Origin of the sequence: Pseudomonas sp. P9_31, assembly GCF_034008235.1 — a bacterium.
GTDB lineage: Bacteria > Pseudomonadota > Gammaproteobacteria > Pseudomonadales > Pseudomonadaceae > Aquipseudomonas.
In genome coordinates this window covers 2319345-2334602 of record NZ_CP125375.1, presented here as the reverse complement: position 1 = coordinate 2334602, position 15258 = coordinate 2319345, and the positions used below count along the sequence as shown (strand labels likewise).

The window sequence follows — 15258 nt, the reverse complement described above, 5'->3', positions numbered from 1 at the left end:
ACGAGAAACTGGCTTCATTCTTTACGTTGACCGAAAGCGATAAATAACCATGACTACAGGCAGTGCTCTGTACATCCCGCCTTATAAGGCAGACGACCAGGATGTGGTCGTCGAACTGAACAACCGTTTTGGCCCCGAGGCGTTCACCGCCCAGCCGACCCGCACCGGCATGCCGGTGCTTTGGGTTGCCCGCGCCAAACTCGTCGAAGTCCTGACCTTCCTGCGCAACCTGCCCAAGCCGTACGTCATGCTCTATGACCTGCACGGCGTGGACGAGCGTCTGCGCACCAAGCGTCAAGGGCTGCCAAGCGGCGCCGACTTCACTGTGTTCTATCACTTGATGTCGATCGAACGTAATAGTGACGTAATGATCAAGGTCGCCTTGTCCGAGAGCGACCTCAACCTGCCGAGCGTCACCAGCATCTGGCCGAACGCCAACTGGTACGAGCGTGAAGTGTGGGACATGTACGGCATCCACTTTGCCGGTCACCCGCACCTGACCCGCATCATGATGCCGCCGACCTGGGAAGGTCACCCGTTGCGCAAGGACTTCCCGGCCCGCGCCACCGAGTTCGACCCGTTCAGCCTGACCCTGGCCAAGCAACAGCTTGAGGAGGAAGCCGCGCGCTTCAAGCCTGAAGACTGGGGCATGAAACGTTCCGGGCCGAACGAGGACTACATGTTCCTCAACCTGGGTCCGAACCACCCTTCGGCCCACGGTGCGTTCCGTATCATTCTGCAGCTGGACGGCGAAGAAATCGTCGACTGCGTGCCGGACGTCGGTTACCACCACCGTGGTGCCGAGAAGATGGCCGAGCGTCAGTCCTGGCACAGCTTCATTCCGTACACCGACCGTATCGACTACCTCGGCGGCGTGATGAACAACCTGCCGTACGTGCTCTCGGTCGAGAAGCTGGCCGGCATCAAGGTGCCCGAAAAGGTCGACGTCATCCGCATCATGATGGCCGAGTTCTTCCGGATCACCAGCCACCTGCTGTTCCTGGGGACTTATATCCAGGACGTCGGCGCCATGACCCCGGTATTCTTCACCTTCACCGACCGTCAGAAGGCGTACACGGTGATCGAAGCCATCACCGGTTTCCGTCTGCACCCGGCCTGGTACCGCATCGGTGGCGTCGCCCACGACCTGCCACGCGGCTGGGAAAAACTGGTCAAGGATTTCGTCGAGTGGATGCCAAAGCGTCTGGACGAATACCAGAAAGCCGCACTGGACAACAGCATCCTGCGTGGTCGCACCATCGGCGTCGCCGCCTACAACACCAAGGAAGCCCTGGAATGGGGCGTTACCGGTGCCGGTCTGCGTTCGACCGGTTGCGATTTCGACCTGCGTAAAGCTCGCCCCTACTCCGGCTACGAGAACTTCGAATTCGAAGTCCCGCTGGCGGCCAATGGCGATGCCTACGACCGTTGCATCGTGCGCGTCGAAGAAATGCGCCAGAGCATCAAGATCATCGAGCAGTGCATGCGCAACATGCCGGAAGGCCCGTACAAGGCGGATCACCCGCTGACCACGCCGCCGCCGAAAGAGCGCACCCTGCAACACATCGAGACCCTGATCACACACTTCCTGCAAGTTTCGTGGGGCCCGGTCATGCCGGCCAACGAATCCTTCCAGATGATCGAAGCGACCAAGGGCATCAACAGTTATTACCTGACGAGCGATGGCGGCACCATGAGCTACCGCACCCGGATTCGCACCCCAAGCTTCCCGCACCTGCAGCAGATCCCTTCGGTGATCAAAGGCAGCATGGTCGCGGACTTGATCGCGTACCTGGGTAGTATCGATTTCGTTATGGCCGACGTGGACCGCTAAGCATGAACAGCACGCTTATCCAGACAGACCGTTTCGCCCTGAGCGAAACCGAGCGCTCGGCCATCGAGCACGAGCTGCATCACTACGAAGACCCGCGCGCGGCGTCGATCGAAGCCCTGAAGATCGTCCAGAAGGAACGTGGCTGGGTGCCTGACGGCGCGCTCTACGCCATCGGCGAAATCCTCGGCATCCCGGCCAGCGACGTTGAAGGGGTGGCGACGTTCTATAGCCAGATCTTCCGTCAGCCAGTGGGCCGTCACATCATTCGCGTTTGCGACAGCATGGTCTGCTACATCGGTGGTCACGAATCCGTGGTCAGCGAAATCCAGAGCAAGCTGGGCATCGGCCTGGGTCAGACCACCGCCGACGGTCGTTTCACCCTGCTGCCGGTCTGCTGCCTCGGCAACTGCGACAAGGCGCCGGCGCTGATGATCGACGACGACACGTTCGGTGATGTGCAGCCTGCCGGCGTTGCCAAATTGCTCGAGGGCTACGTATGACCCTGACTTCCTTCGGCCCTGCCAACCGCATCAAGCGTTCGGCCGAGACTCACCCGCTCACCTGGCGTCTGCGTGACGACGGCGAAGCCGTATGGCTCGACGAGTACCAGGCCAAGAACGGTTACGCCGCTGCGCGCAAGGCCTTCGCCGACATGGCTCAGGACGACATCGTCCAGACCGTGAAAGACTCCGGCCTCAAGGGCCGTGGCGGTGCAGGCTTCCCCACGGGCGTGAAGTGGGGCCTGATGCCCAAGGACGAATCCATCAACATCCGCTACCTGCTGTGCAATGCGGACGAGATGGAACCGAACACCTGGAAAGACCGCATGCTGATGGAGCAACTGCCCCATCTGCTGATCGAAGGCATGCTGATCAGTGCTCGCGCGCTGAAAACCTACCGTGGCTACATCTTCCTGCGTGGCGAGTACACCACCGCCGCCAAGCACCTCAACCGTGCCGTGGAAGAAGCCAAGGCAGCAGGCCTTTTGGGCAAGAACATCCTGGGCAGCGGTTTCGATTTCGAGCTGTTCGTCCACACTGGCGCCGGGCGTTACATCTGCGGTGAAGAAACCGCACTGATCAACTCCCTCGAAGGCCGCCGCGCCAACCCGCGCTCCAAGCCGCCCTTCCCTGCCGCTGTTGGCGTGTGGGGCAAGCCGACCTGCGTGAACAACGTTGAAACCCTGTGCAACGTGCCGGCAATCATTGCCGACGGCGTGGACTGGTACAAATCGTTGGCCCGTGAAGGCAGTGAAGACATGGGCACCAAGCTCATGGGCTTCTCCGGCAAGGTCAAGAACCCGGGCCTGTGGGAACTGCCGTTCGGCGTCACCGGTCGTGAGTTGTTCGAAGACTACGCTGGCGGCATGCGCGACGGTTACAAGCTCAAGTGCTGGCAGCCAGGCGGCGCCGGTACCGGTTTCCTGCTGCCGGAACACCTGGACGCACAAATGTATGCCGGCGGCATCGCCAAAGTAGGCACCCGTATGGGTACCGGCCTGGCCATGGCGGTGGACGACAGCGTCAACATGGTGTCCTTGCTGCGCAACATGGAAGAGTTCTTCGCCCGTGAGTCGTGCGGTTTCTGCACCCCGTGCCGTGACGGTCTGCCGTGGAGCGTCAAGCTGCTGCGCGCCATCGAGAACGGTGACGGGCAAGCCGGCGATATCGAGACCCTGCTGGGTCTGGTCGGCTTCCTCGGCCCGGGCAAGACCTTCTGTGCTCACGCACCGGGTGCCGTGGAGCCGTTGGGCAGCGCCATCAAATACTTCCGTCCAGAGTTCGAAGCCGGCATCGCGCCCACCAGCGCCGTCGTCCCGCCTCTGGCAAAGCCGATCGTAGTCGGCGCGTAAACGCTTAAAAAAGGCGAAGGGTCCGTGCCCTTCGCCTTTTCGTCCGATGACGCCTTTCGAGGCTGTTTGGATTCGGACGGATAACAAGATTCCATTAGCCACGCCCGCTGACACCGGGCCAACGAAGAACTTTGAACCATGGCCACTATCCACGTAGACGGCAAAGAGCTCGAAGTCGATGGGGCAGACAACCTGTTACAGGCATGTCTGTCGCTAGGCCTCGATATCCCTTATTTCTGCTGGCACCCAGCCCTTGGCAGCGTTGGCGCTTGCCGCCAGTGCGCGGTCAAGCAGTACACCGACGAAAACGACACCCGTGGTCGCATCGTCATGTCCTGCATGACCCCTGCAACCGATGGCACCTGGATCTCCATCGAAGATGAAGAATCCAAGGCCTTCCGCGCCAGTGTTGTTGAATGGCTGATGACCAACCACCCGCACGACTGCCCGGTCTGTGAGGAAGGCGGTCACTGCCACCTGCAAGACATGACCGTGATGACCGGCCACAACGAGCGCCGTTATCGCTTCACCAAGCGTACTCACCAGAACCAGCAACTGGGCCCGTTCATTTCCCACGAAATGAACCGCTGCATCGCCTGCTATCGTTGCGTGCGCTTCTATAAAGATTACGCCGGAGGCACCGACCTCGGCGTATTCGGCGCCCACGACAACGTGTACTTCGGTCGCGTTGAAGACGGCACCCTCGAAAGCGAGTTCTCCGGCAACCTCACCGAGGTCTGCCCGACCGGTGTGTTCACCGACAAGACTCACTCCGAGCGCTACAACCGCAAGTGGGACATGCAGTTCTCGCCGAGCATCTGCCATGGCTGCTCCAGCGGTTGCAACATTTCCCCGGGCGAGCGTTACGGCGAACTGCGTCGCATCGAAAACCGTTTCAACGGTTCGGTGAACCAGTACTTCCTGTGCGACCGTGGCCGTTTCGGCTATGGCTATGTCAACCGCGAAGACCGCCCGCGTCAGCCACTGCTGGCGGGCGGCGCCAAGCTGGGCCTCGACGAAGCACTGGATAAAGCCGCTGACCTGCTGCGCGGTCGCAACATCGTCGGTATCGGTTCGCCGCGCGCCAGCCTCGAAAGCAACTACGCGTTGCTGGAACTGGTCGGCGCCGAGCACTTCTACTCCGGCATCGAAGCCGCTGAACTTGAGCGCATTCGTCTGGTGGTGCAGGTGCTCAAAGACAGCCCGCTGCCGATCCCGAACATGCGCGACATCGAAGACCACGATGCGATTTTCGTCCTCGGCGAAGACCTGACCCAGACCGCTGCGCGCATGGCCCTGGCCCTGCGTCAATCGGTCAAGGGCAAGGCCGAAGACATGGCCGACGCCATGCGCGTTCAGCCGTGGCTCGATGCTGCGGTGAAGAACATCGGCCAGCACGAACTGAACCCGCTGTTCATCGCCAGCCTGGCTGAAACCAAGCTCGACGACATCGCTGAAGAATGCGTTCACGCAGCGCCAGACGACCTGGCCCGCATCGGTTTCGCCGTGGCTCACGCCCTCGACGCCAGCGCTCCTGCGGTTGAAGGCCTGGATGCCGAAGCCCTCGAACTGGCCAAGCGCATTGCCGACGCCCTGCTCGCTGCCAAGCGTCCGCTGATCATTGCCGGCACCTCGCTGGGTTCCAAGGCATTGATTGAGGCTGCTGCAAACATTGCAAAAGCCCTGAAGCTGCGCGAGAAGAACGGCTCCATCAGCCTGATCGTACCAGAGGCCAACAGCCTCGGCCTGGCCATGCTCGGTGGCGAGTCGGTAGACGCTGCGCTGCAAGCGGTGATCGACGGTAAAGCTGACGCCATCGTCGTGCTGGAAAACGATCTGTACACCCGCACCGACAAAGCCCGTGTCGATGCGGCCCTGAACGCCGCCAAAGTGGTGATCGTGGCGGACCATCAGAAAACCGCCACCAGCGATCGCGCGCACCTGGTGTTGCCAGCGGCCAGCTTCGCTGAAGGCGACGGTACGCTGGTCAGCCAGGAAGGCCGCGCCCAGCGCTTCTTCCAGGTCTTCGACCCGACTTACCTCGACGCAAGCATCCTGGTTCACGAAGGCTGGCGTTGGCTGCATGCCCTGCGTTCGACCTTGCTGAACCAGCCGATCGACTGGACCCAACTGGACCACGTCACCGCTGCCGTTGCTGCGAGCAAACCGCAACTGGCGCGTATCGTCGATGCCGCACCGTCCGCCGCGTTCCGCATCAAAGGCCTGAAACTGGCGCGTGAACCGCTGCGTTACTCCGGTCGTACCGCCATGCGCGCCGACATCAGCGTGCATGAACCGCGTACTTCCCAAGACAACGACACCGCGTTCTCGTTCTCCATGGAAGGTTACTCGGGCTCGGTCGAACCGCGTCAGCAAGTGCCATTCGCCTGGTCTCCGGGCTGGAACTCGCCGCAAGCCTGGAACAAGTTCCAGGACGAAGTCGGTGGTCACATCCGCGCGGGCGACCCGGGCACTCGCCTGATCGAAAGCACCGGTGATTCGCTGAACTGGTTCGCCAGTGTTCCGCGTGCGTTCAACCCGGCTCCGGGCACCTGGCAGGTCGTGCCGTTCTTCCACCTGTTCGGCAGCGAAGAGAACTCTTCCAAAGCCGCACCGGTTCAAGAACGCATTCCAGCCGCCTACGTGTCGCTGGCCAAGTCCGAAGCCGATCGCCTGGGCGTCAATGACGGTGCCCTGCTGAGCCTGAACGTGGCCGGCCAGACCCTGCGTCTGCCGCTGCGCATCAACGAAGAGCTGGGTGCCGGTCTGGTCGCATTGCCGGCCGGTATCGCCGGCATTCCGCCGGCGATCTTTGGCAAATCCGTTGACGGTCTGCAGGAGGCAGCTCAATGACCTGGTTCACGCCTGAAGTGATTGACGTGATCATCGCGGTCCTCAAGGCCATCGTGATTCTGCTCGCCGTAGTGGTCTGCGGCGCGCTGCTGAGCTGGGTCGAGCGTCGTCTGCTCGCCCTCTGGCAGGACCGTTACGGTCCGAACCGCGTCGGCCCGTTCGGCGCGTTCCAGATTGCGGCCGACATGATCAAGATGTTCTTCAAGGAAGACTGGACCCCGCCGTTCGCCGACAAAGTGATCTTCACGTTGGCGCCGGTCGTGGCCATGAGCGCCTTGCTGATTGCCTTCGCAATCATCCCGATCACCCCGACCTGGGGTGTGGCGGATATCAACATCGGCATCCTGTTCTTCTTCGCCATGGCCGGCCTGTCGGTCTACGCGGTGCTGTTCGCCGGCTGGTCGAGTAACAACAAGTTCGCCCTGTTGGGCAGCTTGCGGGCCTCGGCACAAACCGTGTCGTACGAAGTGTTCATGGGCCTGTCGCTGATGGGCATCGTGATCCAGGTCGGCTCATTCAACATGCGCGACATCGTTGAGTACCAGGCGCAGAACCTGTGGTTCGTCATTCCGCAGATCTTCGGCTTCCTGACCTTCTTCATCGCTGGCGTTGCCGTGACTCACCGTCACCCGTTCGACCAGCCGGAAGCGGAACAGGAACTGGCCGACGGTTACCACATTGAATACGCCGGTATGAAATGGGGCATGTTCTTCGTCGGCGAGTACATCGGCATCGTGTTGATTTCGGCGCTGCTGGTGACCTTGTTCTTCGGTGGCTGGCACGGTCCGTTCGGCATTCTGCCGCAGATCCCGTTCATCTGGTTCGCACTGAAAACCGCGTTCTTCATCATGTTCTTCATCCTGCTGCGCGCCTCGATTCCGCGCCCACGGTATGACCAAGTGATGGACTTCAGCTGGAAGTTCTGCCTGCCGCTGACCCTCGTCAACATGCTGGTGACCGCTGCGATCGTGTTGCTCAACACGCCCGCCGTCGCGGCTCAGTGAGGATAGAGAATCATGAAGTACATTTTTGACATCGTGCATGGCTTCTTCACCCAGCTTCGCAGCCTGGTGATGATTTTCGGCCACGCCTTCCGCAAGCGCGACACGCTGCAGTACCCGGAAGAAGCCGTGTACCTGCCGCCGCGCTTCCGTGGCCGTATCGTCCTGACCCGCGACCCCGACGGCGAAGAGCGTTGTGTAGCCTGCAACCTGTGCGCCGTGGCGTGCCCGGTGGGTTGCATCTCGCTGCAGAAAGCCGAAACAGAAGACGGTCGCTGGTACCCGGAATTTTTCCGCATCAACTTCTCGCGCTGCATTTTCTGTGGCCTCTGCGAGGAAGCCTGCCCGACCACCGCGATCCAGCTGACACCGGATTTCGAAATGGCCGAGTTCAAACGTCAGGACCTGGTTTACGAGAAAGAAGATCTGCTGATCTCCGGCCCCGGCAAAAACCCTGATTACAACTTCTATCGTGTTGCAGGTATGGCGATTGCCGGGAAGCCGAAAGGCTCCGCGCAGAATGAAGCCGAACCGATCAACGTGAAGAGCTTGCTGCCTTAAGGAAGAAAGATGGAATTCGCTTTCTATTTCGCATCGGGTATCGCTGTTGTGTCCACGCTTCGCGTGATCACCAACACCAACCCCGTGCACGCCCTGCTCTACCTGATCATTTCGCTGATCGCCGTGGCCATGACGTTCTTCGCCCTTGGCGCACCGTTTGCCGGTGTACTGGAAGTGATCGCCTACGCTGGCGCCATCATGGTGCTGTTCGTGTTCGTGGTGATGATGCTGAACCTGGGCCCGGCCTCGGTTCAGCAAGAGCGCGTCTGGCTCAAGCCCGGTATCTGGCTGGGCCCGGTCGCACTCGGCGCCCTGCTGCTGGCTGAACTGCTGTATGTGCTGTTCAACCACTCCAGCGGTCAGGCCCTCGGCCACACCACCGTAGACGCCAAGGCCGTGGGCATCAGCCTGTTCGGTCCTTACCTGCTGGTGGTCGAACTCGCCTCGATGCTGCTGCTCGCCGCAGCCGTCACGGCATTCCACTTGGGCCGCAACGAAGCCAAGGAGCAATGACGATGCCTGCTATCCCTTTGGAGCATGGTCTGGCGGTCGCCGGCATCCTGTTCTGCCTCGGTCTGGTCGGCCTGATGGTCCGGCGCAACATTCTCTTCGTGCTGATGAGCCTGGAGGTCATGATGAATGCCTCCGCACTGGCGTTCATCGTTGCCGGTAGCCGCTGGGCGCAGCCGGATGGACAGATCATGTTCATCCTGGTGATCAGCCTGGCAGCCGCCGAGGCCAGTATCGGCCTGGCGATTCTGTTGCAGCTGTATCGCCGCTTCCACACTCTCGATATCGACGCTGCCAGCGAGATGCGCGGATGAACCTTCTCTATCTGACTTTCCTGTTCCCCCTGATCGGTTTTGTGCTGCTGGCGTTCTCCCGGGGACGCCTCTCGGAAAACCTCTCGGCGCTGATCGGCGTCGGTTCCATTGGCCTGTCGGCGATCGTCGCGGCCTATGTGATCTGGCAGTTCAACGTTGCGCCACCCGAGGGTGGTCACTACACCCAGATGCTGTGGCAATGGATGGCGGTGGAAGGCTTTACGCCGACCTTCACCCTCTACCTGGACGGCCTGTCCGTGACCATGCTCGGCGTGGTCGTGGGCGTGGGCTTCCTGATCCACCTGTTCGCGTCCTGGTACATGCGCGGTGAAGCCGGTTACTCGCGCTTCTTCGCCTACACCAACCTGTTTATCGCCAGCATGCTGTTCCTGGTCCTGGCCGATAACCTGCTGTTCGTGTACTTCGGCTGGGAAGGCGTGGGCCTGTGTTCATACCTGTTGATCGGTTTCTACTACAGCAACCGCAACAACGGTAACGCGGCACTCAAAGCCTTCATCGTGACCCGCGTCGGCGACGTGTTCATGGCCATCGGCCTGTTCATCCTGTTCCAACAGTTGGGCACGCTGAACATTCAGGAACTGCTGATCAAGGCGCCTGAGCACTTCAAGGCCGGCGACTTCTGGATCGTTCTGGCGACCCTGATGCTGCTGGGCGGCGCTGTCGGTAAATCCGCGCAACTGCCGCTGCAAACCTGGCTGGCGGATGCGATGGCCGGCCCGACTCCGGTTTCGGCACTGATCCACGCCGCGACCATGGTGACCGCCGGTGTCTACCTGATCGCCCGTACCCACGGCCTGTTTGCGTTGGCGCCGGATATCCTGCACCTGGTGGGTGTTGTGGGCGGCGTGACGCTGGTGCTGGCAGGTTTTGCCGCACTGGTGCAGACCGACATCAAACGTATCCTCGCCTATTCGACCATGAGCCAGATCGGCTACATGTTCCTGGCGCTGGGCGTAGGTGCCTGGGATGGCGCGATCTTCCACCTGATGACCCACGCCTTCTTCAAGGCACTGCTGTTCCTTGCGTCCGGCGCGGTGATCGTTGCCTGCCATCACGAGCAGAACATCTTCAAGATGGGCGGTCTGTGGAAGAAACTGCCACTGGCGTATGCCAGCTTCATCGTCGGCGGCGCGGCCCTGGCGGCCTTGCCTCTGGTGACCGCGGGCTTCTACTCCAAGGATGAAATCCTCTGGGAAGCGTTCGCCAGCGGCAACCAGGGTCTGCTTTATGCAGGTCTGGTCGGCGCGTTCATGACCTCGCTGTACACCTTCCGCCTGATCTTCATCACGTTCCACGGTGAAGCGAAGACCGAAGCACACGCCGGTCACGGTATCGCTCACTGGTTGCCACTGTCGGTGCTGATCGTACTGTCGACGTTCGTCGGCGCGATGATCGTTCCGCCGCTGCACGGTGTACTGCCGGAAAGCGTCGGCCATGCCGGCGGTGAAGCCAAGCACAGTCTGGAAATCGCGTCGGGCGCCATCGCCCTGTCCGGTATCCTGCTGGCCGCGCTGCTGTTCCTCGGCAAGCGTCGCTTCGTCACGGCCATCGCCAACAGCGGCGTCGGCCGCTTCCTTTCGGCCTGGTGGTTCGCTGCTTGGGGCTTCGACTGGATCTACGACAAACTGTTCGTCAAGCCATACCTTGCGATCAGCCACATTCTGCGCAAAGACCCGCTCGACCAGACCATCGGTCTGATCCCGCGTATGGCCAAAGGCGGTCACACCGCCCTGAGCCGCACCGAGACCGGTCAACTGCGTTGGTATGCCGCCTCGATGGCTGCTGGTGCCGTGCTGGTAATCGGCGCCGTCGTGCTGGTAGCGGTCTGATATGAACCTTGCGAACTTGCGAAAGGAAACGAGCCCGTCATGATTTTGCCCTGGCTAATCCTGATCCCCTTCATCGGCGGCCTGCTGTGCTGGATGGGTGAGCGCTTCGGCGCCACCCTCCCCCGCTGGATTGCGCTGATCACCATGTCCCTGTTGCTCTCCCTCGGCCTCTGGCTGTGGGCCAACGGTAATTATTCATTTGCTCCGGCGCCTGGCGCCGACCCGACCTGGGCGCTTGAGTTCAAGCACGTCTGGATCCAGCGCTTCGGCATCAACGTGCACCTGGCCCTCGACGGCCTGTCGCTGTTGATGATCATGCTGACCGGTCTGCTGGGTGTCCTCTCGGTACTCTGCTCGTGGAAAGAGATCCAGCGTCACGTGGGCTTCTTCCACTTGAACCTGATGTGGATCCTGGGCGGTGTCGTCGGCGTGTTCCTCGCCCTCGACCTGTTCATGTTCTTCTTCTTCTGGGAAATGATGCTGGTGCCGATGTACTTCCTCATCGCGCTCTGGGGTCACAGTTCTTCGGACGGCAAGAAAACCCGGATCTACGCGGCGACCAAGTTCTTCATCTTCACTCAGGCTTCCGGCCTGATCATGTTGGTGGCGATCCTGGGTCTGGTCCTGGTCAACTTCAACAGCACTGGCGTGATCACGTTCAACTACGCCGACCTGTTGAAAACCAAGATGTCGATGACCACCGAGTACATCCTGATGCTCGGCTTCTTCATCGCCTTCGCGGTCAAGCTGCCGGTGGTGCCGTTCCACTCCTGGTTGCCTGACGCTCACGCCCAGGCACCGACCGCGGGTTCCGTGGACCTGGCCGGTATCTTGCTGAAGACCGCCGCGTATGGCCTGCTGCGTTTCGCCCTGCCGCTGTTCCCGAATGCCTCGGCCGAGTTCGCGCCGTTCGCCATGACCCTGGGTCTGATCGGGATCTTCTACGGTGCGTTCCTGGCCTTCGCGCAAACCGACATCAAGCGTCTGATTGCCTTCTCGTCCGTTTCCCACATGGGCTTCGTGCTGATCGGCATTTACTCCGGCAGCCAACTGGCGCTGCAGGGCGCGGTCATGCAGATGCTGGCTCACGGTCTGTCGGCCGCGGCACTCTTTATCCTCTCCGGTCAGCTGTACGAGCGCACCCACACCCGCGATATGCGTGAAATGGGTGGCCTGTGGTCGAAGATTGCCTACCTGCCGGCCCTCAGCCTGTTCTTCGCGGCGGCGTCGCTGGGCTTGCCGGCGACCGGTAACTTTGTCGGTGAATTCCTGATCCTGATCGGCACCTTCGCCAGCGCGCCATGGGTCACCGTGATCGCCACGTCCGGCCTGGTGTTCGGTTCGGTCTACTCGCTGATCATGATCCACCGTGCCTACTTCGGCCCGTCCAAATCGGACGCGGTGTTGCATGGCATGGACGGTCGCGAACTGATCATGGTGGTTGGGCTTGCGGCGCTGCTGCTCTACATCGGCGTGTACCCGCAACCGTTCCTCGATACCTCTGCCGCGACGATGCATGGCGTGCAGCAGTGGCTCGGCACCGCCTTCACTCAACTCGCTTCGGCCCGGTAAGAGCGCTATGGAATTCACGACTCAACACTTTATCGCGCTTGCGCCGTTGTTGATCACCAGCGCCACGATCATCGTGGTGATGCTGGCAATCGCCTGGCGCCGCAACCACTCGCAGACCTTCCTGATTTCCGTGGCGGGTCTGAACCTGGCGTTGCTGTCGATCCTGCCAGCCCTGAAAGTCGCGCCGCTGGCCGTGACTCCACTGCTGCAGATCGACACGTTCGCTTGCTTGTACATGGCGCTGATCCTGGTCGCCACCCTCGCTTGTGTCACCCTCGCCCACGCCTACCTCGGCGACGGCGGTTCGGGTTACCCGGGCAACCGTGAAGAACTTTACCTGCTGATCCTGATGGCCGCCGCCGGTGGCCTGGTACTGGTCAGCGCGCAGCACCTGGCCGGGTTGTTCGTCGGTCTGGAACTGCTCTCGGTACCGGTCTACGGTCTGGTGGCGTATGCCTTCTTCAACAAGCGTTCGCTGGAAGCCGGTATCAAGTACATGGTGCTGTCGGCCGCCGGTTCCGCGTTCCTGTTGTTCGGCATGGCCCTGCTCTACGCCGACTCCGGCAGCCTGAGCTTCGTCGGTATCGGCCAGGCCCTGGCGGCTACCGGCCTGCCAAGTTCGCTGGCTCAAATGGGCCTGGGCATGATGCTGATCGGCCTGGCGTTCAAACTGTCGCTGGTGCCGTTCCACCTCTGGACCCCGGACGTTTATGAAGGGGCTCCGGCTCCGGTGGCGGCGTTCCTGGCCACCGCATCGAAAGTCGCTGTGTTCGCGGTGATGGTGCGTCTGTTCCAGATCTCGCCAGCGGCGAGCAGCGGCGTGCTGAGCGACGTGCTGACCATCATCGCCATCGCGTCGATCCTGTTCGGTAACCTGCTGGCACTGACCCAAAGCAACCTCAAGCGTCTGCTGGGTTACTCGTCCATCGCTCACTTCGGCTACCTGCTGATCGCCCTGGTGGCGAGCAAAGGCCTGGCCGTGGAAGCCATCGGCGTGTACCTGGTCACCTACGTGATCACCAGCCTCGGCGCGTTCGGTGTGATCACCCTGATGTCCTCGCCATACAACGGCCGTGACGCGGATGCCCTGTACGAATACCGCGGCCTGTTCTGGCGCCGTCCGTACCTGACCGCCGTCCTGACCGTGATGATGCTGTCCCTGGCCGGTATCCCGCTGACCGCGGGATTCATCGGCAAGTTCTACATCATCGCCACCGGCGTCGAGTCGCACCAATGGTGGCTGGTCGGTTCCCTGGTGCTGGGTAGCGCCATCGGCGTCTTCTACTACCTGCGCGTGATGGTCACCCTGTACCTGATCGAACCGAACCTGCGTCGCCACGATGCGCAACTGCACTGGGAACAACGTGCAGGCGGTGTGATGCTGCTGGCGATTGCCGTACTGGCGTTCTTCCTTGGCCTGTATCCACAGCCGCTGCTGAACCTGGTTCAGCAATCGGGGTTGGCGGGTTGATCGCTTAAGCGACACTCGGTAGAAAACAGAAACGGCACCTTCGGGTGCCGTTTTTGCGTTTGTGGGATTTGTTACTGCTGCCCTTCCCTCCCTTCTGCAATCCCCGAAAGTTCGCGCGGGAATGTCCGTTCCGTCCTACATCCAGCACTGCGCACTTGGCTCTATCTTGAATGACTGGCTGGATAGATAAATCAACGCGAGAAAGAACAATGAACCGTGGCATCGTCGTTCCGTTGGCCGAAGCAAAAAAAAATCTGTCCAAACTCGTCGACGACGCAGCCGCCGGGCAGATCATCACGATTGCCAAACATGGTCGGGCTCTTGCGCGTCTGGTTCCGGCGGGAAAACCCTGCGGCCAGCGTATCGGTGCGATGAAAGGCAAACTGGTGCTTCCCGAAGACTATGACGCCTCACTACCGGACGACTTGCTCAATGCTTTTGAAGGCACTCAAGAATGAGGCGTTTCGAAGCTCAGACATTGGTGACCCTTGCCCGGAACACTGCCGTGTGGCATTGCCCTGATGAAAAATCAGAGTGAATACCAACCAGCCTGAAGTCGCAGGGTTGCCCTGCAACATAGAATCTCCCACATCGAATCAGCTGCGGACACACACTATGCGATAGACGGAAATCAACTGTGGGAGCGAGCCTGCTCGCGATAGCAATGGAACAGGCACAAATGAGAACGGCACGTTTCGGGTGCCGTTTTGCGTTTTGAGATCGGAGCTTTCAGGCGCCGAATTATGCGGTGTTTCTCAGGCCGCTTCCGAAACCTTCACAGTTTCTTCACCATAGGAACGCAGGCCAGTTGAAGACCGGAGGGGGAATGGTAAACCGCAGGTTCCTCCCCAATGTAACCACAGCGTCGATAAAAGTCGGCGGCATTCAAAGTCGCATCCAGGCGGACTTCCGCCAAGCCAAGATCCCGCGCCAGATCTTCGAGAAAGCCCACGACGCGCTTGCCCAAACCTCGTTGCATAAAGTCAGGATGTATAAAGATTGCACCGATTTCGCGGTTCTCCAGATCCAGCATGCCTGTCGCCACTGGCTCACTCTGAACGCACCCCAGATAGAAATACTTTTCCATGAGCGCGCAGTAACCGTCCTCAGCTGACCCCGATGTCCAAGTCAGCATTTGCTTCTCGGTATAGGCACCGATGCATTGATGTCGGATGGCTAGCAACCGTATGTCGAATGCAGTCTGTGCGTCGCTTTGGGTAGCTTTTCTAATTTCGAACATTTCACTCTCCATCAGCCATGTGCAGACGGAGAATCAAAAAGCCCCGTCCATCTCTGGCGGGGCTTTGGGTAACACGTCAAATGCCAAGCACGTATGACCTTATGGCCCGCCGGAAGCGGTCATAGAGGAACACATCATGTTCATTCGGCGTAGATCATTCATCGACAGATAGTGCTGTGGATGAACCGATGAGTCAATTG

13 protein-coding genes are annotated in these 15258 nt (G+C 60.6%); 12 read left to right on the top strand and 1 reads right to left on the bottom strand.

What is annotated here, in order from left to right; translation table 11 throughout:
- Positions 1–49 precede the first annotated feature (49 nt).
- The 12 genes from nuoC (at position 50) to QMK51_RS10410 (ending at position 14276) form a co-directional block, all read left to right on the top strand.
- Positions 50–1834, top strand: a complete 1785-nt coding sequence (gene nuoC / locus QMK51_RS10465; protein WP_320393978.1) for an NADH-quinone oxidoreductase subunit C/D — start codon at positions 50–52, stop codon at positions 1832–1834.
- Between the two features lie 2 nt (positions 1835–1836).
- Positions 1837–2334, top strand: a complete 498-nt coding sequence (gene nuoE, locus QMK51_RS10460; protein WP_007970445.1) for an NADH-quinone oxidoreductase subunit NuoE — start codon at positions 1837–1839, stop codon at positions 2332–2334.
- On the top strand, positions 2331–3686 hold the full coding sequence (nuoF, locus tag QMK51_RS10455) for an NADH-quinone oxidoreductase subunit NuoF (protein ID WP_320393977.1): 1356 nt from the start codon (positions 2331–2333) through the stop codon (positions 3684–3686). Before nuoE ends, nuoF begins: the two co-directional genes overlap by 4 nt.
- A 138-nt stretch (positions 3687–3824) precedes the next feature.
- A complete protein-coding gene (gene nuoG, locus QMK51_RS10450; protein ID WP_320393976.1) occupies positions 3825–6539 on the top strand; it encodes an NADH-quinone oxidoreductase subunit NuoG in 2715 nt (904 codons plus the stop codon).
- Positions 6536–7543 (top strand): NADH-quinone oxidoreductase subunit NuoH, encoded by a 1008-nt coding sequence (gene nuoH, locus QMK51_RS10445; protein WP_008146046.1) that lies wholly within the window; start codon positions 6536–6538, stop codon positions 7541–7543. Before nuoG ends, nuoH begins: the two co-directional genes overlap by 4 nt.
- Positions 7544–7555: 12 nt before the next feature.
- Positions 7556–8101, top strand: coding sequence for an NADH-quinone oxidoreductase subunit NuoI (gene nuoI / locus QMK51_RS10440; protein ID WP_218570730.1), 546 nt, complete (start codon positions 7556–7558; stop codon positions 8099–8101).
- Positions 8102–8110: 9 nt separating this feature from the next.
- Positions 8111–8614, top strand: a complete 504-nt coding sequence (nuoJ, locus tag QMK51_RS10435) for an NADH-quinone oxidoreductase subunit J (RefSeq protein WP_258700030.1) — start codon at positions 8111–8113, stop codon at positions 8612–8614.
- Positions 8615–8616: 2 nt separating this feature from the next.
- Positions 8617–8925, top strand: a complete 309-nt coding sequence (gene nuoK / locus QMK51_RS10430) for an NADH-quinone oxidoreductase subunit NuoK (protein ID WP_007940879.1) — start codon at positions 8617–8619, stop codon at positions 8923–8925.
- Complete coding sequence (gene nuoL, locus QMK51_RS10425; protein WP_320393975.1) at positions 8922–10775, top strand: NADH-quinone oxidoreductase subunit L; 1854 nt, start codon at positions 8922–8924, stop codon at positions 10773–10775. The genes nuoK and nuoL overlap by 4 nt, the downstream gene beginning before the upstream one ends.
- A gap of 39 nt (positions 10776–10814) precedes the next feature.
- Positions 10815–12347: an NADH-quinone oxidoreductase subunit M gene (gene nuoM / locus QMK51_RS10420; protein WP_320393974.1), complete on the top strand. Its 1533-nt coding sequence runs from the start codon at positions 10815–10817 to the stop codon at positions 12345–12347.
- A 7-nt stretch (positions 12348–12354) separates the two neighbouring features.
- Positions 12355–13818: an NADH-quinone oxidoreductase subunit NuoN gene (nuoN, locus tag QMK51_RS10415; protein ID WP_223489919.1), complete on the top strand. Its 1464-nt coding sequence runs from the start codon at positions 12355–12357 to the stop codon at positions 13816–13818.
- A gap of 170 nt (positions 13819–13988) precedes the next feature.
- Complete coding sequence (locus tag QMK51_RS10410; RefSeq protein ID WP_320393973.1) at positions 13989–14276, top strand: type II toxin-antitoxin system prevent-host-death family antitoxin; 288 nt, start codon at positions 13989–13991, stop codon at positions 14274–14276.
- Between the two features lie 317 nt (positions 14277–14593).
- Here the strand turns inward: QMK51_RS10410 and QMK51_RS10405 are convergent, their stop codons facing one another.
- Positions 14594–15058, bottom strand: coding sequence for a GNAT family N-acetyltransferase (locus QMK51_RS10405; protein WP_223489917.1), 465 nt, complete (start codon positions 15056–15058; stop codon positions 14594–14596).
- Between the last annotated feature and the right edge of the window lie 200 nt (positions 15059–15258).

What these genes read in the sequence shown, in the direction of transcription:
- nuoM (WP_320393974.1), top strand. Translation starts at nt 10,815, where the DNA reads ATGATTTTGCCCTGGCTAATCCTGATCCCCTTCATCGGCGGCCTGCTG.
- nuoH (WP_008146046.1), top strand. Translation starts at nt 6,536, where the DNA reads ATGACCTGGTTCACGCCTGAAGTGATTGACGTGATCATCGCGGTCCTC.
- QMK51_RS10405 (WP_223489917.1), bottom strand. Translation starts at nt 15,058, where the DNA reads ATGTTCGAAATTAGAAAAGCTACCCAAAGCGACGCACAGACTGCATTC.
- nuoK (WP_007940879.1), top strand. Translation starts at nt 8,617, where the DNA reads ATGCCTGCTATCCCTTTGGAGCATGGTCTGGCGGTCGCCGGCATCCTG.
- nuoI (WP_218570730.1), top strand. Translation starts at nt 7,556, where the DNA reads ATGAAGTACATTTTTGACATCGTGCATGGCTTCTTCACCCAGCTTCGC.
- nuoC (WP_320393978.1), top strand. Translation starts at nt 50, where the DNA reads ATGACTACAGGCAGTGCTCTGTACATCCCGCCTTATAAGGCAGACGAC.
- QMK51_RS10410 (WP_320393973.1), top strand. Translation starts at nt 13,989, where the DNA reads ATGACTGGCTGGATAGATAAATCAACGCGAGAAAGAACAATGAACCGT.
- nuoF (WP_320393977.1), top strand. Translation starts at nt 2,331, where the DNA reads ATGACCCTGACTTCCTTCGGCCCTGCCAACCGCATCAAGCGTTCGGCC.
- nuoL (WP_320393975.1), top strand. Translation starts at nt 8,922, where the DNA reads ATGAACCTTCTCTATCTGACTTTCCTGTTCCCCCTGATCGGTTTTGTG.
- nuoE (WP_007970445.1), top strand. Translation starts at nt 1,837, where the DNA reads ATGAACAGCACGCTTATCCAGACAGACCGTTTCGCCCTGAGCGAAACC.
- nuoJ (WP_258700030.1), top strand. Translation starts at nt 8,111, where the DNA reads ATGGAATTCGCTTTCTATTTCGCATCGGGTATCGCTGTTGTGTCCACG.
- nuoN (WP_223489919.1), top strand. Translation starts at nt 12,355, where the DNA reads ATGGAATTCACGACTCAACACTTTATCGCGCTTGCGCCGTTGTTGATC.
- nuoG (WP_320393976.1), top strand. Translation starts at nt 3,825, where the DNA reads ATGGCCACTATCCACGTAGACGGCAAAGAGCTCGAAGTCGATGGGGCA.